General features: G+C 70.3%; 22 protein-coding genes and 1 pseudogene. 9 read left to right on the plus strand and 14 right to left on the minus strand.

Going from position 1 to position 21239, the window contains the following annotated elements; translation table 11 throughout:
• Window positions 1-68: 68 nt before the first annotated feature.
• The 5 genes from F0344_RS04285 to F0344_RS04305 all read right to left on the minus strand — a co-directional run bounded on the left by F0344_RS04285 (window position 69) and on the right by F0344_RS04305 (window position 4998).
• Entirely contained in the window at window positions 69-905 is an 837-nt protein-coding gene (locus F0344_RS04285) for an ATP-binding cassette domain-containing protein (protein WP_185297493.1), read from the minus strand.
• A complete protein-coding gene (locus F0344_RS04290; RefSeq protein WP_185297494.1) occupies window positions 902-1966 on the minus strand; it encodes an ABC transporter permease in 1065 nt (354 codons plus the stop codon). Before F0344_RS04290 ends, F0344_RS04285 begins: the two co-directional genes overlap by 4 nt.
• Window positions 1963-2973, minus strand: coding sequence for a sugar ABC transporter substrate-binding protein (locus tag F0344_RS04295; RefSeq protein WP_445585669.1), 1011 nt, complete (start codon window positions 2971-2973; stop codon window positions 1963-1965). Before F0344_RS04295 ends, F0344_RS04290 begins: the two co-directional genes overlap by 4 nt.
• Before the next feature lie 152 nt (window positions 2974-3125).
• Window positions 3126-4118: a sugar ABC transporter substrate-binding protein gene (locus tag F0344_RS04300; RefSeq protein WP_185297496.1), complete on the minus strand. Its 993-nt coding sequence runs from the start codon at window positions 4116-4118 to the stop codon at window positions 3126-3128.
• A gap of 121 nt (window positions 4119-4239) precedes the next feature.
• A complete protein-coding gene (locus F0344_RS04305) occupies window positions 4240-4998 on the minus strand; it encodes a GntR family transcriptional regulator (protein ID WP_185297497.1) in 759 nt (252 codons plus the stop codon).
• Window positions 4999-5118: 120 nt separating this feature from the next.
• On the opposite strand from F0344_RS04305, the gene F0344_RS04310 reads away from it, so the two are divergent.
• Window positions 5119-6126, plus strand: a complete 1008-nt coding sequence (locus F0344_RS04310; RefSeq protein ID WP_185297498.1) for a Gfo/Idh/MocA family protein — start codon at window positions 5119-5121, stop codon at window positions 6124-6126.
• Window positions 6127-6192: 66 nt separating this feature from the next.
• Here the strand turns inward: F0344_RS04310 and F0344_RS04315 are convergent, their stop codons facing one another.
• From F0344_RS04315 to F0344_RS04330, 4 genes and pseudogenes are all read right to left on the minus strand, one after another.
• On the minus strand, window positions 6193-6612 hold the full coding sequence (locus F0344_RS04315; protein ID WP_185297499.1) for a PaaI family thioesterase: 420 nt from the start codon (window positions 6610-6612) through the stop codon (window positions 6193-6195).
• A gap of 14 nt (window positions 6613-6626) precedes the next feature.
• Window positions 6627-6883: pseudogene (locus F0344_RS36450) on the minus strand (cytochrome P450); the annotation flags it as partial.
• Between the two features lies 1 nt (window position 6884).
• Entirely contained in the window at window positions 6885-7814 is a 930-nt protein-coding gene (locus tag F0344_RS04325) for a DMT family transporter (protein ID WP_185297500.1), read from the minus strand.
• A gap of 218 nt (window positions 7815-8032) precedes the next feature.
• Entirely contained in the window at window positions 8033-8659 is a 627-nt protein-coding gene (locus tag F0344_RS04330) for a dihydrofolate reductase family protein (RefSeq protein ID WP_185297501.1), read from the minus strand.
• Window positions 8660-8868: 209 nt separating this feature from the next.
• Between F0344_RS04330 and F0344_RS04335 the strand changes: the two genes are divergently transcribed.
• Window positions 8869-9609, plus strand: coding sequence for an SDR family NAD(P)-dependent oxidoreductase (locus tag F0344_RS04335; RefSeq protein WP_185297502.1), 741 nt, complete (start codon window positions 8869-8871; stop codon window positions 9607-9609).
• A 42-nt stretch (window positions 9610-9651) separates the two neighbouring features.
• Here the strand turns inward: F0344_RS04335 and F0344_RS04340 are convergent, their stop codons facing one another.
• From F0344_RS04340 to allB, 3 genes are all read right to left on the minus strand, one after another.
• Window positions 9652-9981 carry a putative quinol monooxygenase gene (locus tag F0344_RS04340; RefSeq protein WP_185297503.1) on the minus strand — a complete coding sequence of 110 codons (330 nt, stop codon included), beginning with the start codon at window positions 9979-9981 and terminating at the stop codon, window positions 9652-9654.
• Window positions 9982-10083: 102 nt separating this feature from the next.
• Complete coding sequence (gene alc, locus F0344_RS04345) at window positions 10084-11199, minus strand: allantoicase (RefSeq protein WP_185297504.1); 1116 nt, start codon at window positions 11197-11199, stop codon at window positions 10084-10086.
• Between the two features lie 2 nt (window positions 11200-11201).
• Window positions 11202-12545, minus strand: a complete 1344-nt coding sequence (allB, locus tag F0344_RS04350; RefSeq protein WP_185297505.1) for an allantoinase AllB — start codon at window positions 12543-12545, stop codon at window positions 11202-11204.
• A 368-nt stretch (window positions 12546-12913) separates the two neighbouring features.
• Between allB and F0344_RS04355 the strand changes: the two genes are divergently transcribed.
• Window positions 12914-13714 (plus strand): IclR family transcriptional regulator, encoded by an 801-nt coding sequence (locus tag F0344_RS04355; protein ID WP_185297506.1) that lies wholly within the window; start codon window positions 12914-12916, stop codon window positions 13712-13714.
• Between the two features lie 234 nt (window positions 13715-13948).
• Here the strand turns inward: F0344_RS04355 and F0344_RS04360 are convergent, their stop codons facing one another.
• Window positions 13949-14266, minus strand: coding sequence for a DUF5955 family protein (locus tag F0344_RS04360; protein ID WP_185297507.1), 318 nt, complete (start codon window positions 14264-14266; stop codon window positions 13949-13951).
• A gap of 190 nt (window positions 14267-14456) precedes the next feature.
• Between F0344_RS04360 and F0344_RS04365 the strand changes: the two genes are divergently transcribed.
• From F0344_RS04365 to F0344_RS04380, 4 genes are all read left to right on the plus strand, one after another.
• Window positions 14457-15062 carry a nucleotidyltransferase family protein gene (locus F0344_RS04365; RefSeq protein WP_185297508.1) on the plus strand — a complete coding sequence of 202 codons (606 nt, stop codon included), beginning with the start codon at window positions 14457-14459 and terminating at the stop codon, window positions 15060-15062.
• Window positions 15063-15349: 287 nt separating this feature from the next.
• A complete protein-coding gene (gene aceB / locus F0344_RS04370; RefSeq protein WP_185297509.1) occupies window positions 15350-16969 on the plus strand; it encodes a malate synthase A in 1620 nt (539 codons plus the stop codon).
• Window positions 16970-17391: 422 nt separating this feature from the next.
• Window positions 17392-18228 (plus strand): helix-turn-helix domain-containing protein, encoded by an 837-nt coding sequence (locus F0344_RS04375; protein WP_185297510.1) that lies wholly within the window; start codon window positions 17392-17394, stop codon window positions 18226-18228.
• Window positions 18225-18431, plus strand: coding sequence for a DUF397 domain-containing protein (locus F0344_RS04380; RefSeq protein ID WP_185297511.1), 207 nt, complete (start codon window positions 18225-18227; stop codon window positions 18429-18431). Before F0344_RS04375 ends, F0344_RS04380 begins: the two co-directional genes overlap by 4 nt.
• 113 nt (window positions 18432-18544) lie before the next feature.
• Here the strand turns inward: F0344_RS04380 and F0344_RS04385 are convergent, their stop codons facing one another.
• A complete protein-coding gene (locus F0344_RS04385; RefSeq protein ID WP_185302507.1) occupies window positions 18545-19507 on the minus strand; it encodes a fibronectin type III domain-containing protein in 963 nt (320 codons plus the stop codon).
• A 158-nt stretch (window positions 19508-19665) separates the two neighbouring features.
• On the opposite strand from F0344_RS04385, the gene F0344_RS04390 reads away from it, so the two are divergent.
• On the plus strand, window positions 19666-20271 hold the full coding sequence (locus tag F0344_RS04390) for a TIGR03086 family metal-binding protein (protein ID WP_185297512.1): 606 nt from the start codon (window positions 19666-19668) through the stop codon (window positions 20269-20271).
• A 120-nt stretch (window positions 20272-20391) separates the two neighbouring features.
• Entirely contained in the window at window positions 20392-21237 is an 846-nt protein-coding gene (locus tag F0344_RS04395; protein WP_185297513.1) for a chitosanase, read from the plus strand.
• Window positions 21238-21239 lie beyond the last annotated feature (2 nt).

Consider the following 21239-nt stretch of genomic DNA (forward strand, 5'->3'; position numbering starts at 1 on the left):
GGCGGACGGTGTCCGCCTCGGTCGATTCTGCCATTGCGTGCAGGTGTCCGTACGGCACCGCTTCGTCCTCAGTCCTGCGCCGGACCCGATTCCGGTCCGGTGGCGCGCTCCAGCTCGTGGCTCAGTTCGTCCAGTTCGCTGCCGCCCGCCATCTGCCTGGTCAGCTCGTCCAGCGTGATGCTGTCCTTGGTGTGGCTGCCGGACATGACGCCGCGCTTGAGCAGGACGAACCGGTCGCCCACGAGGTGGGCGTGGTGCGGGTTGTGGGTGATCAGGACCACACCGAGGCCGGCGTCCCGGGCGGCCGCGACGTACTTCAGCACGACTCCGGACTGCTTGACGCCGAGCGCCGCGGTGGGCTCGTCGAGGACGAGGACCTTGGCGCCGAAGTGGACGGCTCGGGCGATCGCCACGCACTGGCGCTCGCCGCCGGACAGGGTGCCGATCGGCTGGTCGACGTCGCGCAGGTCGATTCCCATACGCAGCAGCGCCGCGCGGCTCGTCTCGCGCATCAGCCGCACGTCGAGGCGCTTGAACGGCCCCGTCCCCTTCGTCGGCTCCGATCCGAGGAAGAAGTTCCGCCACACCGGCATGAGCGGTACGACGGCGAGGTCCTGGTAGACGGTGGCGATGCCCCGGTCCAGGGCGTCGCGCGGGTTGGCGAGGGTGGTCTCCTCGCCGTCGATCAGGAAGGTGCCGCCGTCGTGCCGGTGGAGCCCCGCGATGATCTTGATGAGGGTGGACTTGCCGGCGCCGTTGTCACCGAGGACGCAGGTGATCTCTCCGGCGTGGACCTCCAGCGAGACGTGTTCGAGCGCCTTGATGCTGCCGTAGAACTTGCTGACGTCGTCGAGTTCGACGAGCGCCCGGGCCGGCGCGTCGGGCGAGGGGTGGGTCGAGGTCATTTCGTCGCCTCCGCGCGCTTGCGCACCCATGCGTTGAGCAGGGTGGCCAGGAGCAGCATCGCTCCGAGGAAGAACTTGAACCAGTCGGGGTTCCACTCCGCGTACACGATGCCCTTGCTGGTCATCCCGAAGATGAACGCGCCGACCGCCGAGCCGATCGCGGAGCCGTAGCCGCCGGTGATCAGGCACCCCCCGATGACGGCCGCGATGATGTACGTCAGCTCGTTGCCGACGCCTTCGCCGGACTGCACGACGTCGTAGCTGAACAGCAGGTGCTGTCCGGAGACCCAGGCGGCGAAGGCCACCCCGAGGTAGAGCCCGATCTTCGTACGGATGACCGGCACACCCACGGCCCGCGCGGCGTCGGCCTCGCCGCCGACCGCGAAGATCCAGTTGCCGAAGCGGGTGCGGAGCAGGATCCAGGTGGCGATCGCGACGAGCACGAACCACCAGAGGATGGTGACCTTCAGTTCCATGCCGCCGATGGACAGCTGCGAGGCGAAGACCTTGCGGGCCGACTCGAAGCCCTCCATGTCATCGATGGACTTCGTCGACACCGTGCCGCTGATCAGCTTGGTGAAGCCCAGGTTGAGACCGGTCAGCATCAGGAACGTACCGAGGGTGATGATGAAGCTCGGCAGTTTGGTGCGGGTCAGCATGAAGCCGTTGAACGCGCCGAAGGCGAGGGTGACCAGCAGGGAGACGAAGACGCCGACCCAGACGTTGGCCGTCATCTGGTAGCTGAACATCGAGGAGATCAGTGCCGAACTGGTCACCAGCACACCGGCGGAGAGGTCGAACTCGCCGCCGATCATCAGCAGCGCCACCGGCGCGGCCATGATCCCGATGGTGGAGGCCGCGTACAGCACCGTGCCGAAGCTGGATGCCTGGAGGAAGCTGTCGGCGACGACCGCGAAGAAGAGGAAGACGGCCACGGCGCCGACGACCGAGCCGAGCTCGGGGCGGCCGAGGAGTCCGCGCAGCGGCGAGGTGCGCAGCAGCCGCTCGTCGGGCCTGCCGGGAGCCGGTGCCGGAGCCGCTGGTTGCCCGGTCGCTGTCATCGGGTCCCCCGCTTCGTGTACTCGGCGAGCTCGGACGCGTCGTCAGCGGTGATGATCTGCGGTCCGGTCAGGACGGGCAGGCCACCGCCCAGCACATTGCGGTTGTAGCGGTGGAGCCAGAGCAGGTCGACGGCCTCGTACCCCTGGAGGTAGGGCTGCTGGTCGACGGCGAAGCCGAGCGTGCCGGCCTTCAGCGCGGTGGCGACCTTGGCGTTCAGGTCGAAGGTGTCGACCTCGGCGTCGCTGCCCGCGGTGGCCTTCGCCTTCACGGCGGCGTCGGCGAACGGGGCGCCCAGCGTGACGACCGCGTCGATGCTCTTGTCGGACTGGAGCTTCGCCTCGATGGACGCCTGGACGTCGGGCATGTTGGTGCCGTCGACGTAGAGGTTCTGCAGTGTGCCGTCGAAGGACTTCTTCGCTCCGTCGCATCGCTGCTCGTGGCCCACGTTGCCCTGCTCGTGCAGGATGCACAGGGCCTTCTTGCGGCCCCGCTTGTCGAGCTCGTCGCCGACGGCCTCACCGGCGATCGACTCGTCCTGCCCGATGTGGGTCAGCGCGCCGAACTCCTTGGACTCCGCGGAGCCGGAGTTGACGGTGATCACCGGGATGCCGGCCTTGGTGGCCTTGGCGACGACGGCCTTCATGGCGTCCGGCTTGGCGAGCGTGACGATCAGCCCGTCGACCTTCTTGTCGATCGCCGCCTGGACGAGCTGGGCCTGCTGCTGCGCCTCGTCGTGGTGCGAGTAGAGGAAGTCGATGTTGTCCTTCACCGCCGCCTGCTCGGCACCGCTCTGGACGATGTCCCAGAAGGTGTCGCCGTCGCCCGAGTGGGTGACCATGGCGAAGGTCCAGCGCGGCGTGTTCACCGCGGACCGGCCCTCGGCGGCCTGCGCGGCGCGCTCCTCGGCCCGCTTGCCGCCGGTGCTGCTGCATCCCATGAGGGAGGCGCCGAGCACCGCTGCCAGCACGGCACCCATCGCACGTACCCCTGTCCGAACCCTTGCCACGACGCCGTGCCCTTCTAGTGCTGCTCGCTGTGCTGCTTGGTGGAGCCGGGGAGAGCGCGCTCCCGGCCCGGCTGCCCAAGTATCCCCGAGGGGGTGTCCGGCTCGCCCGGCAGGGGCGCGGCGGTGCGGCGGTACGGTGCCGCGGCGGGCGGTCACCGGGTGCCGCGCGCGGTGTACTTCTCCAGCTGCGGTACGTCCTTCGCGGTGACGATCGCAGGTCCGGTGAGCACCGGCTTTCCGCCGCCGATGACGTTGCCGTTGGTGCGGTTGAGCCAGATCTCGTCGACGGCGAGGTAGCCCTGGAGATAGGGCTGCTGGTCGACGGCGAAGCCGACCTCCTCGTCCTTGAGCCGCTTGACCACTTCCGCGTTCAGGTCGAAGGTGTCGACTTCTGCGGTGGAGCCCGAGCCCTCCTTGGCCTTGACGGAGGCGGCGGCGAAGGGGGCTCCGAGAGTGACGATCGCGTCGATGTCCTTGTCCGCCTGGAGCTTCGCCTCGATGGACGAGGTGGACGCCGGCATGTTGGTGCCTTCGACGTTGAGGTTCTCGACCTGGCCGCCGAAGGTCTTCTTGACCCCGGCGCAGCGTTCCTCGAGTGACACGTTGCCCTGTTCGTGGATCACACAGAGCGCCTTCTTCCTGCCGCGGTCGTCGAGCTCCTCGCCGACGGCCTCGCCCGCGACCGACTCGTCCTGGCCGATGTGGCTGAGCGCGCCGACTTCCGCGGAGAACCGCGCGCCCGAGTTGATGGTGACGACGGGGATGCCCGCCGCCGCTGCCTTGGCCACGACGGCCTTGACCGCTTCGGGTTTGGCGAGGGTGACGATGATGCCGTCGACCTTCTGGTCGATAGCGGCCTGGACGAGCTGCGCCTGTTCCTTTCCCTCCTTGTCGGCGGAGTACAGGAACTCGACGTTGTCCTTGGCCGCGGCCTGCTCGGCGCCGCTCTGCACGATGTCCCAGAAGGTGTCGCCCGGCCCGGAGTGCGTGACCATCGCGATCTTCATACGCGGGGTGGAGACGGCCTTGCCCCCTCCCCCGCCGCCGGCCGGCTCCTCGGAGTCCTTGCCGCCGGAGCCGCTGCATCCGGCGAGGGCGAGGGCGCATACGGCGATCAGGACTGTTGCCGTGCGAGTGGTGCGCATGGTGGGCCCGCCTTCTCTCCTGGCCGCCCTGGTGCGGCTGGGGGAGTTCTAGCGGCGTTGTAGGACCACCGTCAAGAGTTTGTCCGAACATTCTGACGCAGGCGCCTCCCGGAGCGGTGCCTCAGGGGCGTACGAGCAGCTGGAACTCGAACGAGTAGCGCGAGGCCCGGTAGACGTGCGCGCCGAATTCGACCGCCCGCCCGGTGTCGTCGAAGGTGGTCCGCTCCATGGTCAGCAGCGGCGCTCCTTCGGGCTCCCCGAGCCGTGCCGCCTCCCCCGCCGTGGCGGCCCGCGCCCCGACGGACTGGCGGGCACTGTGCAGGGTGATGCCGGAGGCCCGCATCATCCGGTAGAGCCCGGTGGACTCCAGTTCCCCGGTGGACAGGCCGAGCAGTCCCGGAGGCAGGTGATTGCGGAGCAGCGCCATGGGTTCGTCGTGTGCGGACCGCAGGCGTTCGACGAGGTGGACCTCACTGCCCTCGGTGACGCCGAGCGCGGCGGCGACCTCCGCGGTGGCGGGTTCGACGGTGTTGCGCAGGACGTGGGTGGCGGGGCGCTGGCCCGCCTTCTCCAGGTCGTCGTAGAGCGAGCTGAGTTCGAGCGGGCGCCGGACCTGGCTGTGCACGACCTGCGTACCCACGCCCCGGCGGCGGACCATCAGCCCCTTGTCCACGAGTGACTGGATCGCCTGGCGGACCGTGGGTCGGGACAGTCCGAGCCGGGACGCGAGTTCGATCTCGTTGCCGAGGAGGCTGCCGGGAGCGAGCCGGCCCTGCTCGACTGCCGCCTCCAGCTGCTGCGACAGCTGGAAGTAGAGCGGCACCGGGCTGGTGCGGTCCACGCTCAGCGGGAGCGGCTGGTCGGTTCCTTGTGTGGGCACGGAACGAGCCTAGTTCGATTGTCCTGACAAAGCCATGCCAGTCCCATGCCTGGTCATTTGTCCGTCCGTTTGTCAGGACAAACGCTTGACATGACGACAGGGCGAACGCCACCTTGAAGCATGCGCATCGGACTCATCGGAACGGGACGTATCGGCACCTTCCATACGGAGGTGCTCAGCCGCCATCCCGCTGTGGACTCACTGCTCGTGGCCGACGCCGACCCGGAACGCGCGGCTCTGGCCGCCGCCCGCACAGGTGCGACCGCCACCTCGGTGGACGGCCTCTTCGCCGAGGGCGTCGCCCTCGATGCCCTGGTGATCACCTCGGCGACCGCCGCCCACGCCGAACTCATCGCCCGAGCCGCCCGGTCCGGTCTCCCCGCCTTCTGCGAGAAGCCGATCGCCGTCGACCTGCCGGGCACGCTGGGCGCCCTCGCCGAGGTCGAATCGGCGGGGACGGTTCTGCAGCTGGGCTTCATGCGCCGCTTCGACGCCGGGTACGGCGCGGCCCGCACCGCGGTACGGGAGGGGAGGCTCGGCCGGCTGCACACGGTGCGCGCGTCCACATCGGACCCCGCGCCGCCGCCCGCCGCCTATCTCCCGCTCTCGGGGGGCCTGTACCGGGACTGCCTCGTCCATGACTTCGACATGGTGCGGTGGGTGACGGGCCGCGAGGTCACCCAGGTGTACGCGACGGGGTCGGACGCCGGGCCCACGATGTTCCGCGAGGCGGGGGACGTGGACACGGCGGCCGCGCTGCTGACCCTGGACGACGGGACGCTCGTGACGGCGACCGCGACCCGCTGCAACGGCGCCGGTTACGACGTACGCATGGAACTGGCGGGCGAGCTGGACCAGATCGCGGTCGGGCTCGACGACCGTACGCCCCTCACATCGGCGGAGCCGCAGGGCCCCGGCGCGCCGCGGAAGCCCTGGCCCGGTTTCCTGGAGCGGTTCGGCCCGGCCTACGAGGCGGAGCTGGACGCGTTCGTCCGGGTGGTCCGTGGCGAGCTGGCCAATCCGTGCGACGGACGCGAGGCGTTGCACGCGCTGCGGATCGCGGAGGCGTGCGAGTGGTCGCGGCGCGAGCACCGGCCGGTGCACCTGAGCGAGGTCCCGGGCGGCTGAAGTCCTCGCCCAGCGCGGCGAGGTCGACAAGGTCGACGAGGGGTTCGGCGGTCGACGCGGGTCCCTTCAGGTCTGCTCGGCGGACAGTACGGTCCCTTGCGCGACGGCGCACAGGGTCTCTTCGCCGTCGTCCCCGACGACGGACAGGTCGCAGCGGACCACGGCCTGGCGGCGGCCTGAGTGCACGACGGTGGCACGGGCGCTCAGGGTGTGGCCGGTCGCCGGGCGGACGTACTGGATGGCGAACCCGCCGGCCAGTACGGCGGGTCCGAGTGTCGTGCCTGCGGCGAAGGTGATCGCGTTGTCGGCGGCGTAGGCCAGGACGCCGCCGTGCAGGAAGCCGTTCTGCTGCTGGAGTTCCGGCCGGACGTCGATGCGGAGGGTCGCGCCGCCGTCCCCGAAGGCCGTGACGCGGGCCCCCAGGAGGACGCTGAACGGCTGGCTTTCGAGGACTTTGCGTGCTGACCGGAGATCGAGTGCGCTCATGGCAGGTTCCTACCTCACCAGCGCACCGGCAACCGTCCGACCCCCGCATCAGCAGGCCGGGCAGCCAGTCGGGCTCGCCGCTCTCCGGGTCACGTGCGAGGTCCGGGCAGCGCTCCAGCAGCGCGCGGATCGCGATCCGGCCCTCCATCCGGGCGAGCGGCGCCCCCGGGCAGAAGTGCATACCGTGGCCGAAGGCCAGGTGTCCCTGGGTCTCGCGGCGGATGTCGAAGGTGTCCGGCTCCGGATAGCGGCCGGGGTCGCGGCCGGCACGGTCAAGGAGTGACAGCGGCCCTGTCCGCGCTGCGACGTCCCCACGCGGTGCCCGCCAGTACGAGCCCGGCTCCGGCCACTCCCAGCAGGCCGAGCCGTTCGCCGCCGATCGAGATGCCCACGGCCGCCGCCCACAGGGGTTCCGTACCGAGCAGCAGGCTGACCCGGGACGGCGAGGTGCGGCGTACGGACCACATCTGCACGAAGAACGCGAAGAGCGTGCAGAACACGGAGAGGAACACCAGCCCGGCCCACTCCCGGACCCCGAAGTCCGCGGCGACGGTCCAGGGCGCCGCGCCGGTCCCGGGCAGGGCCGCGAGTACGGCGAAGACGGCGACGGCGCTGCCCAGTTGGACGGTGGTCAACGACAGCGAGTCGGCCTCCTGGACCGACTTGATCCGGGCCATCAGCAGGACGTGGACGGTACGGGCGACGGCGGCGAGGAGCATGAGGACGTCACCCGTCGAGGGGCTGGTGAAACCGCCGCCCTGGGTGAGGAGGAGCACCCCCGCGACCGAGAGCCCGGCCGCCGCGATGAAGGCCCCGGGCGGCCTGATCCTGGTCACGGCGGCCTCGGCGAGCGGCGTGAAGATCATCGTGAGGCTGATGATGAGCCCCGCGTTGGTGGCCGAGGTGTGGACGACGCCGTACGTCTCCAGCAGGAAGATCCCGCTGAGTACGAGCCCGAGCAGACCGGCTCCGCGCCACTGCGCGGGGCTCAGCGCGCGGAGCCTGCGCCATCCCGCGACGACCAGGACGGGCAGCACGATCGCGAACCGCAGGACGAGTACGGCGATGACGGTGTGGGTCGTCGTGATGCCCTTGGCCGCGAGATAGCTCGACCCCCAGACGGCCGCGACGACCAGGACGGGCAGATCGGTGAGCCACGCGGGGCGCGGGGGCGCGAGGGTGGGCACGGCAACCGCGGACACCTGGTGCTCCTGACTCTCCACAGGGGAACGGATGTGTGGAGACCTCACCGGCTCGCACGCTGAGCGATCACCGTACCGGGCCCGTCCGGCCTGCGGGAACACCCGTCTCACGGGCCGGATTCCGGGGTCTAGGTGCTCGGGCCGCCGGAGCTGAGGGCCCGGATCGCCTCGACCGTGCGCACCCTGGCCGAGCGGTACGCGCAGGCTGGACCCGGGACTCACTCCTCGAGGTCGATGGTTCCGAACTGAGCCCGTCCGGCGGGGCGGTAGGTGTGGATCGCGATGCCGCTGGGTGTCGTCCTGGAGTGGACGACCTCGAAAGCGGTGGGCGGGCCGCCGTCCGGGAAGAGCCGTCGGCCATGACCCAGGACGACCGGGAAGACGAGCAGGTTGTACTCGTCGATCAGGCCCTGCCCCATCAGGGACCTGGCGAGCGTGCCACTGCCGTGGACCTGCAGTTCGCCGGCCCCGGTGCTCTCCTTCAGCCGGGCCACCTCGGCGGCGGCGTCGGCGGAGATGACCGTCGTCCCGTCCCATGCCGGCTGATGGCCCAGGGTCGTGGACACGACGTACTTCGGACAGGCGTTGAGGCGGCTCGCGATGAGGTCGTCCGGGTCGGTCACCTTGGGCCAGTAGCCCGCGAAGATGTCGTACGTACGCCGCCCGAGGAGGAAGGCCGCCGACCGGTCGAACACCTCGTTGACGAACTGCGTCATGCCCTCGTCCACGTACGGCACGACCCAGCCGCCGTACTCGAATCCGCCGCTGCGGTCCTCGTCGGGGCCTCCGGGGCCCTGCATGACGCCGTCCAGGGACAGCAAGGTGGTGAGGGTCAGTTTCGCCATGGCTCTGCTCCTTCGGAGATCCCACCGGGCCGCCCGCCGGCCCCGCGCTCGCACTCCTTGTGACCTCACTGTCACCCGTAACTCATCGTTCCACTCGCCGCGCGACGCGCGGTAGGTGTCCGTTTCCCGCCGGTATCCGGCGCCCGCAAGGACTTTCCTGGTTCTTGTCGCCGATACGGCGGCGCCCATCGAGCGGCAAGGAACCGGACATGAACAGCAGCAGCAACAGGACCGCACTCGTCACCGGCGGCAGCCGGGGCATCGGCGCGGCCACCGCCATCCGGCTGGCGCAGGACGGCGTGGACGTGGCGCTGACCTACGTACAGGACGAGGCGGGTGCCCAGGCCGTCGTGCGGAAGATCGAGGGATACGGACGCCGGGCCGTCGCCCTGCGTGCCGACGCGGCCGACGCCGCTTCGCCCGCGACGGCCGTGCACGACGCGGCCGACGCCCTGGGGCGCCTCGACATCCTCGTCAACAACGCCGGCATCGGTGTGCTCGGTCCCATCACCTCGCTCACGGACGCGGACATCGACCGGGTCCTCGCCGTGAACGTACGGGCCGTGTTCCTGGCCTGCCGGGCCGCGGCCGGCCGGATGAGCGACGGGGGCCGCATCATCTCCGTCGGTACGGCCCTGAGCAGGTACACGGGCGGTCCCGGCGGGACGCTCTACGCGATGAGCAAGTCCGCCCTCGCGGGTCTCACCAAGCCGCTCGCCCGTGAGCTCGGCCCGCGCGGCATCACGGTGAACCTGATCCAGCCCGGCCCGGTGGACACCGACCTCAACCCGGCCGACGGTCCGTTCGCCGCCGGTCAGCGGGGTGCCACCGCGCTGGAGCGGTTCGGTACGACGGACGAGGTCGCTTCCCTGATCGCGTACCTGGCGAGCGAGGACGCGGCGTACATCACCGGCACGGAGGTGGCGGTGGACGGCGGCCACGCGGCGTGACGACCGCCGGGCGGGGAGGCCGGGCCGGGGGCGAACCGTGCGTCAGCGGTTGCGGGGCGTGACCTCGGCCATGCGGCCCCAGCCCTCGCCCGGCACCTCCATGTTGACGATCTCCGGCACCTCGGAGACCAGCTCGGACATCGTGTCGATCGCCGCCGCGAAGTGGGCGGACTTCACGTGCGCCTCGCCCGCCTCCGGCGAGGCGAAGGCTTCGAGGAGGACGAACTGGTCCGGGTTCTCGACGCTGTACGACCAGTCGAAGAAGAGGTTGCCCGGCTCCTGGCGGGTGGCGAGGGTGAAGTCGTCGACGGCCGGGAGCCAGTTGTCCCGCTCGGCACTGCGCACGGTGAACTTGATGGCGATGAAGATCATGGAAACTCCTGGTCGGTACGGTCGGCGGGCTCCCATTCAAGCCCGTTCGGTCTTCGAGGACAAAACAGCACCCGTGGGAGGCGCCGGGCGTACCCGGGCTTCTCAGCCTCCCAGTTGGCGGTGGCGTGCGGCGAGCGCCGCCGCCCCCTCCTCGGTCAGCGAGCCGAAGAGCCGCAGCCGTGAGATTCCGCCGTCCGGGAAGATGTCGATCCGGACGTGGGTGCCGACGACGGGCTCCGGCAGGACGAACCGGTGGTTGGTGTCGGGCTGGAGCCGGGTCCTGGGCAGGACTTCGGCCCAGTCACCGGTGTCCCCGTCACGTACCGAGAGCGTCGCCCAGCCGGCCGAGTTGCCCTTGAGGTAGGCGGTGTCGATCTCGACGGCACCGATCCGCGCCTGAGCGGCCAGCCGGTAGCGGATCCAGTCGTTGCCCCGGTCACGGCGGCGCCTGGTCTCCCAGCCGTCGTCCATCTTGTGGGAACGGCCGGGCTGGATCGTGTTCGTGGCCGGGGAGTAGAAGCGGTCGGAGGCGTCCTCGACCTGCGTGCCGTTCTCCAGGGCCGCAAGGTCGAAGGTGCCGAGCGCGGCCAGCCAGACGGGGTCGGGGGCGACCTCTCCGTACACCCGCAGCCGCGCTATGCCGCCGTCCGGGTGCTGGTTGACCCGCAGGTGGGTGAAGCGCTGCCCGGCGTCCACGACGAAGCCGTTGGCCGCGTGACCGCCGACGGCGGTACGGGGAAGGAGCGTTGTCCACTTCACGTCCGGCGCGAGCAGTTCCTCGGGCGACGGGGATCCGGGCAGGGACACCGCCTGGACGGAGACCGCCTGCGGGTAGTTTCCCCGGAAGTGCGCGGTGTCGACGACCAGTCCGCGTACGACACCGGGAGCCCCGAGCCGGACGAGCGCCCAGTCGTGGTCCTCGTCGGTGGGGTGGGGCCGCGTGGCGCTCACGCCGCGGCGGCGCCGGGTCTCCCAGCCGTCCATGATCTTGCCCTTGTGCCCGAAACGCTCGGGGTCGAAGGAGGCGGGTCCGGGTTTGAGGAGATTCTCGCGCTCGGCGAAGAACTCGTCGTTGGCGGCGATCACTCCGGCGCCGAGACGGCGGTCCGCGAGGTCGACGAGCCGGGTGAAGGGGAAGTCCGCGGTGCGGTAGTCGGCGTACGGGTCGCCACCGCCGTACGGGCTCGCGTCTCCGGTGAAGTGCGGGACAGCCGTCATGGTCAGGAGTTCCTTTCGAGCAGTCGGCCGGTGGGGCCGGTGAGGACGCCTTCGTCCGCGATCCGTACGCCGCGCAGCCAGGTTGACTTGACGACGCCGTGCAGGGTCTTGCCCGCGTAGGCGGTGACCTGGTTTCGGTGGAAGAGTCCGGCCGGGTCGACGGTGAAGGTCTCGTCGGGTGCGAGGACGGCGAAGTCGGCGTCGCGGCCCGCCTCGATGGCGCCCTTGCGGGTCAGTCCGGCCAGTTCGGCGGGGGCGGCGGACATCCAGCGCACCACGTCGTCGATGCCGTGGCCGCGCCTGCGGGCCTCGGTCCAGATCGCGGGGAGGCCGAGCTGGAGGGAGGAGATGCCGCCCCACGCGGAGGCGAAGTCCGGCGTCTTGAGGTCGGTGGTGCAGGGCGAGTGGTCGGAGACGATGCAGTCGATCGTGCCGTCGGCGAGCCCCTGCCACAGCGCGTCCTGGTTGGCGGCCTCACGGATGGGCGGGCAGCACTTGAACTCCGTCGCGCCGTCCGGGACCTCCTCCGCGGTGAGGGTGAGGAAGTGCGGGCAGGACTCGACGGAGACACGGACGCCCTCGCGCTTGGCGGCCGCGATCGGCTCCAGCGCGTCGCTGGACGACAGGTGGAGCACGTGGACGCGGGCGTTCAGCCGCTTGGCGTGGGCGATGAGGCCGATGATCGCGGTGTTCTCCGCGTCGCGCGGACGGGAGGCGAGGAAGTCGGCGTACGCGGGACCGCCGCGCTGCGGGGCGGCCTCCAGGTGATGCGGATCCTCGGCATGCACGATCAGGAGGCCGCCGAGATCCGAGATCTCGGCCATGGACCGGGCCAGCTGCTCCTGGTCCAGCTCCGGGAACTCCTCGACGCCCGAAGGCGACAGGAAGCACTTGAAGCCGAAGACGCCGGCCTTGTACAGCGGGCGCAGGTCCTTGGTGTTGGTCGGGATCGCGCCGCCCCAGAAGCCTGTGTCGACGTGCACCTTGGGGGCGGCGACCTGCCGCTTGGTGCGCAGGTGGTCGACGGTGGTGGTCGGCGGGAGGGAGTTGAGCGGCATGTCGAGGAGGGTGGTGATGCCGCCCGCCGCGGCAGCGCGGGTGGCGGTGTGGAAGCCTTCCCACTCGGTGCGGCCGGGGTCGTTCACATGCACGTGGGTGTCGACGAGGCCGGGCAGCAGGACGTCGTCGCCGAAGTCCGCCAGGCGGGCACCCGCGGGTACCTCGGCGTCGTACGGAAGGACGGCGTCGATCGTTCCGTCGGCGACGGCGACCGTCGCGGGGCGCGTCCCTCCGGGGGTGACGACGCGCGTCGAGCGCAGTACCAGGTTCACGTCCGCACCGGACACCTGTGCTCCTCACTTCGTGGCTTCGGCGAAACGCGAGGTTTCAGCGAACCGTTGCCCGATGGTTTCAACGAACTGTTGAAGGAGTCTTCATCGGGGATTCCTCCTCGTCAAGACCTCCACTCTGCTCGCCGGACGGCGAGTCGACCACCGATGCGCATAACTGGAGGTTTCCACGAAGTAAAAGATTGATTCCGCAGCGCGGAATGTAGCATGGCCCAGGAAGAGCCTCGGGTGAGTGCTCCGCCGACCTGCGACACCTGGACAGAACAGCCCCTGACCGGCAAGGACGCCGCCCGGGAACAGTGGGCTGTTCGGGAACCGCCCGGTAGGCTGGCGCCTTGCTGTTCCGCATCGAAAGGACCGTTGACGTGCCGCCGTCCCACGCCAGCACATCCGACTCCAAGCCCGCCGGCCCCAGCGGCGGTGTGCAGTCCCTTGAACGCGCCTTCGATCTGCTGGAACGGATGGCGGACGCCGGGGGCGAGGTCGGGCTGAGTGAGCTCTCCGCGAGCAGCGGACTGCCCCTGCCCACCATTCACCGGCTGATGCGCACCCTGGTCGTGTGCGGTTACGTCCGCCAGCAGCCCAACCGTCGTTACGCGCTCGGCCCCCGGCTGATCCGCCTCGGCGAGTCCGCGTCCCGGCTGCTCGGCACCTGGGCACGCCCGTACCTCCAGCGCCTGGTCGAGGAGACCGGCGAGACGGCGAACATGGCCCTGCTGGACGGCGACGAGATCGTGTACGTCGCCCAGGTGCCGTCGAAGCACTCGATGCGCATGTTCACCGAGGTGGGCCGCCGGGTCCTCCCCCACTCCACGGGCGTGGGCAAGGCCCTCCTGGCGAACACCCCGGCCGACGAGGTGCGGGCCCTGCTCGCCCGTACGGGCATGCCTGCGGCGACCGAGAAGACCATCACGACTCCGGACGGTTTCCTGGACGCGCTCGATCTGGTGCGCAGGGCCGGTTACGCGGTCGACGACAACGAGCAGGAGATCGGAGTCCGCTGCCTGGCGGTCTCCGTACCCAACTCCCCCACGTCGGCGGCGATCTCGATCTCGGGCCCGGCGGGCCGGGTGACGGAGGCGGCGACGGAGCGGATCGTACCGATCCTCCAGCAGGTCGCGAAGGAACTCTCCGAGGCACTGGCGAGCAGCGGCGCCACCAGCTGAGACCGCGCTGCGGGCAGGGCGGGCCCGGGTGCGCTGCGGGCCCGCGCTCACGGTTCTGTGTCGCGGGCCCGCGCTCACGGTTCTCAGGACAGGGAGCCGTCCCGCCTCACCGCCACCCGGTCCATCCGAAGCTGGGCGTGGATTCGCGCACCTCGGCGGCGGCGACGGCACGCCGTCTGATCCGCCGCTGACCGGCCTCCCGTGCCCGGGCCGCCGGCCGGCCCCTCACGCGATTCAGCGGCGTGTCGGCTCCCCGAACAGGTCCACCGCGTTCCGCACCCCCCTGAGCCCGGGAGCCAGTGCGCTGACCGAGCCGATCGCCGCCGCGACCAGCAGCAGTGAGCGGCGCAGCCGCACAATCTCCGGGGCGCCGCTGATCCCCATGGCGTCCAGCGCCGCGAGCTCGTCCTCGGCGATTCCGCGGTCCGGGAAGTCCGCGGGATGGAGTGCCAGCTCACGGCGGAGCCGGGAGACGGCCGTCCGCAGTTCCGTCACTCTCGGGTCGTCCCCGCCACGTCCGGTCACCCGCTTCTGCCCCACGCTCCGCAACAAAGCACTCCTCCTCGCACGCCTTTGTGCCGGTGTTTCGACCAGGCTCAGGACAGCGGTCAAGTGACTGGCTGTGTCGGCAAGTTAACGCCATGAGAGGTGGCGCGCGCCACTCCGTGGCCAGAATTGACGGTTACCCCTGAGGGTGACGGGCGTGTCGCCCGCGCGAACGGCACAGTGGTATCCAGGGCCCATGTCTTCCCCATCGGAGAACCCTGTGATCGCCGGTCTCCTGCTCGCCGCGGGAGGCGGCCGCAGACTCGGCGGCCGGCCGAAGGCGCTGCTGCCGCACCGCGGCCGGCCCCTGGTCGAACACGCCGTCCGGACCCTGCGCGACGGGGGCTGCGGTCCGCTGCATGTGGTGCTGGGCGCGGCGGCGGATGAGGTGCGGGGGCGGGCCGACCTGTCCGGGTGCGTGGTGACGGACAATCCCGAGTGGGCCGAGGGCATGGGCTCCTCGCTCCGGGCGGGGCTCCGCGCGCTCTCCGGGAGCGGGGCGGACGCGGCACTGGTACTGCTGGTCGATCAGCCGGGCATCGGGGCGGAGGCGGTGGCCCGGGTGCGGTCGGCGTACCACTCCCGGTCGGGCCTCGCCGCCGCCTCGTACGACGGGGAGCGCGGCCATCCGGTGCTGTTCGGCGCCGACCACTGGGCGGACATCGCCGAGGCCGCCGTCGGGGACCGGGGAGCGCGGGACCATCTGCGGGCGCACCGCGATGCGGTCACGCTGGTCGAGTGTTCCGATGTGGCTCAGGCGTACGACATCGACACACCGGAGGATCTGACGCGCCTGGAGTGACCGGAACCGCTCACGGATGGGAACCCTGGACGGTGGAGAGGTACGCACGGTGTCCGGCCTGGCACGCTGCGCCAGCCACGGCGCAGTTCTGTCGACCCGGAGAATCTCGACATCAACAAACCATTGAACTTCCACCATGAGGAAACTACTATCCACTGGTCAGAAGCACTCTGAACCCCAGACGGCGCCCATGGCCGCATCTCGGAGCCTTGGCACGCCGTGCCGTTTCAGGCGTCCCGGCGGCCGTGAGAGGCCGCTCGCACCGCCCGCTGAAGGAGTGACAGCTCATGTCCGCACCAGCGCCGTCCACGCTGGCCATCGTCGATGCCGAGCCCCTGCCCCGGCAGGACGAGGTCCTGACCCCCGCGGCCCTCGCGTTCGTGGCCGAGCTGCACCGGCGGTTCACGCCCCGCCGTGACGAGCTGCTCGCCCGCAGGGGCGAGCGCCGCGCCGAGATCGCGCGTACCTCCACCCTCGACTTCCTCCCGGAGACCGCACAGCTCCGCGAGGACGACTCCTGGAAGGTCGCACCGGCCCCCGCCGCGCTCGACGACCGCCGGGTGGAGATCACCGGTCCGACCGACCGCAAGATGACCGTCAACGCCCTGAACTCGGGCGCCAGGGTCTGGCTCGCCGACTTCGAGGACGCCTCCGCCCCCACGTGGGAGAACGTGATCCTCGGCCAGCTCAATCTGACCGACGCCTACAACCGCGCGATCGACTTCACCGACCCGAAGTCGGGCAAGTCGTACGCCCTGAAGCCCGCCGACGACCTCGCGACGGTCGTCATGCGCCCGCGCGGCTGGCATCTGAACGAGCGCCACCTCCAGCTCGACGGCACCCCGGTGCCCGGTGCGCTGGTCGACTTCGGCCTCTACTTCTTCCACAACGCCCAGCGCCTGATCGACCTCGGCAAGGGCCCGTACTTCTACCTCCCGAAGACGGAGTCGCACCTGGAGGCCCGCCTCTGGAACGACATCTTCGTCTTCGCCCAGGACTACGTCGGCATCCCGCAGGGCACGGTCCGCGCGACGGTCCTGATCGAGACGATCACCGCCGCGTACGAGATGGAGGAGATCCTCTACGAGCTCCGCGACCACGCCTCCGGGCTGAACGCGGGCCGCTGGGACTACCTCTTCTCCATCGTCAAGAACTTCCGTGACGGCGGCTCGAAGTTCGTCCTGCCCGACCGCAACCTCGTCACGATGACCGCCCCGTTCATGCGGGCGTACACCGAACTCCTCGTGCGCACCTGCCACAAGCGCGGCGCGCACGCGATCGGCGGCATGGCGGCCTTCATCCCCTCGCGCCGCGACGCGGAGGTCAACAAGGTCGCCTTCGAGAAGGTCAAGGCCGACAAGGACCGCGAGGCCCACGACGGCTTCGACGGCTCCTGGGTCGCCCACCCCGACCTCGTCCCGATCGCCATGGCCTCCTTCGACGCGGTCCTCGGCGAGAAGCCGAACCAGAAGGACCGCCTGCGCGAGGACGTCTCGGTGGCACCGGGCGACCTGATCGCCATCGACAGCCTGGACGCCAGGCCCACGTTCGGCGGCCTGAAGAACGCCGTCGCGGTCGGCATCCGCTACATCGAGGCATGGCTGCGCGGCATGGGCGCGGTCGCCATCTTCAACCTGATGGAGGACGCCGCCACCGCCGAGATCTCGCGCTCGCAGATCTGGCAGTGGATCAACGCGGACGTGGTCTTCGAGAACGGCGTACACGCCACGGCGGACCTGGCCCGCAAGGTCGCGGCGGAGGAACTGGCCGCCATCCGCGCCGAGATCGGCGACGAGGCATTCGCAGCCGGCAACTGGCAGCAGGCCCATGACCTCCTGCTCCAGGTCTCCCTGGACCAGGACTACGCGGACTTCCTGACGCTGCCTGCGTACGAGCAGCTGCGCTGACCCTCGCGTACTCGACTGGCCGCCTCCGGTGCCCTATGGCACCGGAGGCGGTGTCACGTCAGGAAGGGGTCGGGGTCGAGCTCTCGGGGCCGCTCGTTGAATGTGCAACGCGCCCTGAATGGCCGGGACTACGTGCTTGGTCAGGGACAAGTTGAGCGATGCGCACCACCCTTCGTCCTGCCCGGGCGGCTGCAGGGTGCGCGCGTCTGGGGGAACTGCACGGTTCAGCCGGTAAACGATCTCGACGCGCGCATACCGTTGACCAGGCGGGACGCTGCGACGAGCCCCTGTTGTACGCGTCCGCGCGCGGGTTGTACGCGGTACGGGGCATGACCGGCCCCAGTGGGCTGCGTTGGCCGATGCGTAGGCGGGACGTTCGGGGCAGGCAGGGCGACGCGGGACGGTAACGGGAGGCGTGGGACGTGGACGATCGGCGACAGCAGCCGGAGCATGAGTACGAGGTCGGGTCCGGCATCCTGCATGTGTTCGGCCAGCACTTGAAGCTCTTCCGGGTGCGGGCAGGGCTGGAGCGGGCGGAGTTCGGGGCGATGACGGGGTACTCGGCGTCGAGCATCGCCTCATTCGAGCAGGGGCGCAGGATCCCGCCACCGAAGTTCATCGACCAGGCGGACGAACTGCTTGATGCGGGCGGGGTGTTGTGCGCCAGCAAGGAAGAGGTGGCTCGGGCGCAGTATCCGGCGTTCTTCCGGGATGCGGCGCGGCTGGAGGCGGAGGCGGTCGAGCTGCACGTGTACGACACCCATGTGGTCAACGGCCTGCTGCAGACAGAAGAGTACGCACGGGCCGTGTTCACGATGCACAGGCCGTTGCTGGACGAAGTGACCGTGGAGCACCGTGTGACCGCACGGCTGGCTCGGCACAAGATCTTCGAACGGCGGCCTCTGCCCACGATCAGCTTCGTCATCGAAGAGTCGGTACTCCGCCGCCCTCTGGGTGGGACGCACGCCATGCGCGGCCAGCTTGAGCATCTCCTCCTGTGCGGACAGCAGCGCAACGTCGAGATCCAGGTAATGCCGAATGCCCGCGAGGACCACGCTGGAGTGGCCGGCCCATTCACCTTGATCGAAACGAAGGAAGAGCGCAGGATCGCTTACGTGGAGGTACACAAGGACAGCCGCCTCTACACAGAGCGGAGGGTGGTCCGGGAGTTCGAGGAACAGTACGGTCTCCTCAGAGCCCAGGCGCTCACACCGCGTGAATCGCTGACCCTCGTAGAGAGGCTGCTGGGAGAGACATGAACGTCGAAGAGCCCGTGCCCAACCTGCCCGATTCGGCTTGGTACAAGAGCAGTTACAGCAGCGGCGAGGGCGGGCAATGTATTGAGGTCGCCACCTCGCCCAGCACCGTCCATGTCCGGGATTCCAAGGCCAGGACGGGCCCCGTGCTGGCGTTCACACCTGGAGACTGGACCGCGTTCGTAGGCTTCGCCGCGCAGGACTGAGCACATAGCGGTGTGGGGCGGGCCGGGAATCCCGGCCCGCCCCACGCTTGGCGCGCTGCCCGCCGAGGTACGCCTGCCCGGGCGGCAGCTGCTCCGCGCTCTCGATCGACCGGTCAGCCCGGCAGGACCACCGTGCGCTGCGCCGAGAAGTCGCCCCACGTGCCGTCCGGTAGTTTGGCGCGGATCTTCAGCGAGTAGCGGGTGCCGGGCGGGTCATTGAGCGTCAGCCGGTAGGTGGCGCGGCCCTTCGGTGGCGTGCCGCCCCAGACGATCGTCGTGGTCAGTTTCCCGTCGAGGAACAGTTGGTACGCGGGGATCCCGCCTCCGGTGTCGGGCTGGTCCCAGGACAGGATGACGACGGACTCCGCGCCCTCGGTGGTCAGGGCCGTCCGCAGACCGGTGGGGGCGGTGCTCGCGGGCGCGCCGGGAGCGGTCTCGGTGGTGAGGTCGACGGCGTTGCTGTCCGGTGAGGACTTCTCCGAGGCGTCGCGGGCCCGGACGGTGAACGTGTAGACGGTGCCGGGCCGCAGGCCGCTCAGCCGGGCTGTCGTCTCCGTTCCCGGCACGCTGTGGATCCGGGAGTCCTCCTGGTAGATGTCGTACGAGGTGACGGCCACGTCGTCCGTGGAGCCGACCCAGTTCAGGGTCGCGGTGCGGCTGCCGTCCGCGACGGCGCGCAGTTTCACCGGGGCGGTGGGGGCCTTGGTGTCGGAGGGCGCGGGCGCGGGCGTGGTGACCCGGGCTGCGGTGCTCGGCCGGGAGAGGTTTCCGGCGCCGTCGCGGGCTCGGACGGTGAAGGTGTAGGCCGTCGCGGCGGTGAGGCCGTCGATGTCGGTCATCCGCTTCGCCGCCGGCACGGAGGCGGCCTTCTCGCCCTCGCGGTAGATCTCGTACCCGGTGATCGCCTTGTTGTCGGTCGCGTGCTCCCACATCACGTGCACTGAGGTGGCGCTGCCGGCCTGGGCCGTCACCCCGCGGGGAGTCGTCGGTTTCTGCGTATCGGCGCTCGTGGTGCCGCCGCAGGCGGTGAGCGCGGCGAGGAGCAGGGCGGTGGAACAGGTCAACACGGCGTGCATGTGGGGGCGTTGCACGGTCCTGCCTTCCCCTTCGGGAGCAATGGTCCAGACCTGTATGCCATGGTGCGGGGGCCTGCGACAAGGGGGCCGGACAGAACGTTCCGCAATGTGCCGGTGTGGCCCGATGAGTTCCGGGCGCCGCGAGGGTCTGAAGGAATATGGATACGCACAGCACCACTCGACCCGCCCTGGACCTGACGTCGGCCGCCGAGCGGATCCGGGCCTTGCTCGGCGCCATCGAGGACCGACAGCTCGACGGCCCGACCCCCTGTCCCGATTACGCGGTACGGGAGCTGCTCGCCCATCTCGTCGGGCTGACCACCGCCTTCCGTGACGCGGCCCGGAAGGATCTCGGGCCGACGACCGACACCGCGCCGGACGCCGCGCTCCCGGTGCTCGACGACGACTGGCGCGAGGCGTTGCCCCGCCTGCTCGACGAGATGGCGGCGGCGTGGAGCGACCCCGCCGCGTGGGAGGGCATGACGAGGGCCGGTGGAGTGGATCTCCCGGGCGAGGTGGCCGGCCTGGTGGCTCTCAACGAGCTGGTCGTCCACGGCTGGGACCTGGCGCGGTCCACCGGACAGGAATTCCGGGCCGCCGAGGCGGATCTGCGCTCGTCGGAAGCCATGCTGACCTCGGCGGACGGGGGTCCCGGAAGTGCGGACATCTTCGGGCCTCCGGTACCCGTGCCTGCCGATGCGCCGCTCCTCGACCGGGTGATCGGCCTGAGCGGACGCAGGCCCGACTGGCGGCCGGGCGACTGACGCAGCCGGGAGCCGGTTCGGCGGCGGACGGGCAGCAGGAGAAGACCGGTCTTCCGTACCCCTGGCGCTACAACGGGGGGACGACTCAGGGGCCCTCCCCCGGCCTGGCACGCTTGACCCGTGAAGCCCACCGTTCGCTCCCTCGCCGCATCCGCCGCTCTCACCGCCGCATCCGCCGCTCTCACCGCCGCCACCGCCGTCCTCGCCCTGACCGGCTGCTCCGGAGCCAGCGGTTCCGCCCCGGAGACCGACCTCGACGACCCGGCGAAGAAGCAGCTCGCCATGCAGTTGGTGTCCAGCGCGGAGAACTCCTCACTGGACTGGAAGGCGCAGTACAAGTACATCGAGGACATCGGTGACGGCCGCGGCTACACCGCGGGCATCATCGGCTTCTGCTCCGGCACCGGCGACATGCTCGCCGTCGTCGAGCGGTACGCCGCGGCCCGGCCAGGCAACCCCCTGGAGCGCTACCTGCCCGCACTCCGCGCCGTGAAGGGCAGCGACGCGCACACGGGGCTCGGCGCCCCGTTCACCGACGCGTGGGCGAGGGCGGCCTCGGACCCGGCGTTCCGGTCGGCGCAGGACGCGGAGCGTGACCACTCCTACTTCGACCCGGCGGTGGAACGGGCGAAGGACGACGGTCTCAGCGCGCTGGGGCAGTTCATCTACTACGACGCCTATGTGATGCACGGTCACGGCGACACGGAAGGCTCGGTCGGCTTCGCCACGATACGGCGCGGGGCGCTCGCGAAGGCCGATCCGCCCGCACGGGGCGGCGACGAGGAGGCGTATCTCCACGCCTTCCTCGACGCCCGGGTGGCCGCGATCGCCAAGGAGCCCTCCCACACCGACACCAGCCGCGTGGAGACCGCCCAGCGGGTGTTCGTACGCGAAGGCAGACTCCAGCTGGAGACTCCGCTGCGGTGGCGGGTGTACGGGGAGAGCTTCCGCGTCGACGGCCGCTGAGC

Origin of the sequence: Streptomyces finlayi (genome assembly GCF_014216315.1) — a bacterium.
In the GTDB taxonomy this organism is placed as follows: domain Bacteria; phylum Actinomycetota; class Actinomycetes; order Streptomycetales; family Streptomycetaceae; genus Streptomyces; species Streptomyces finlayi_A.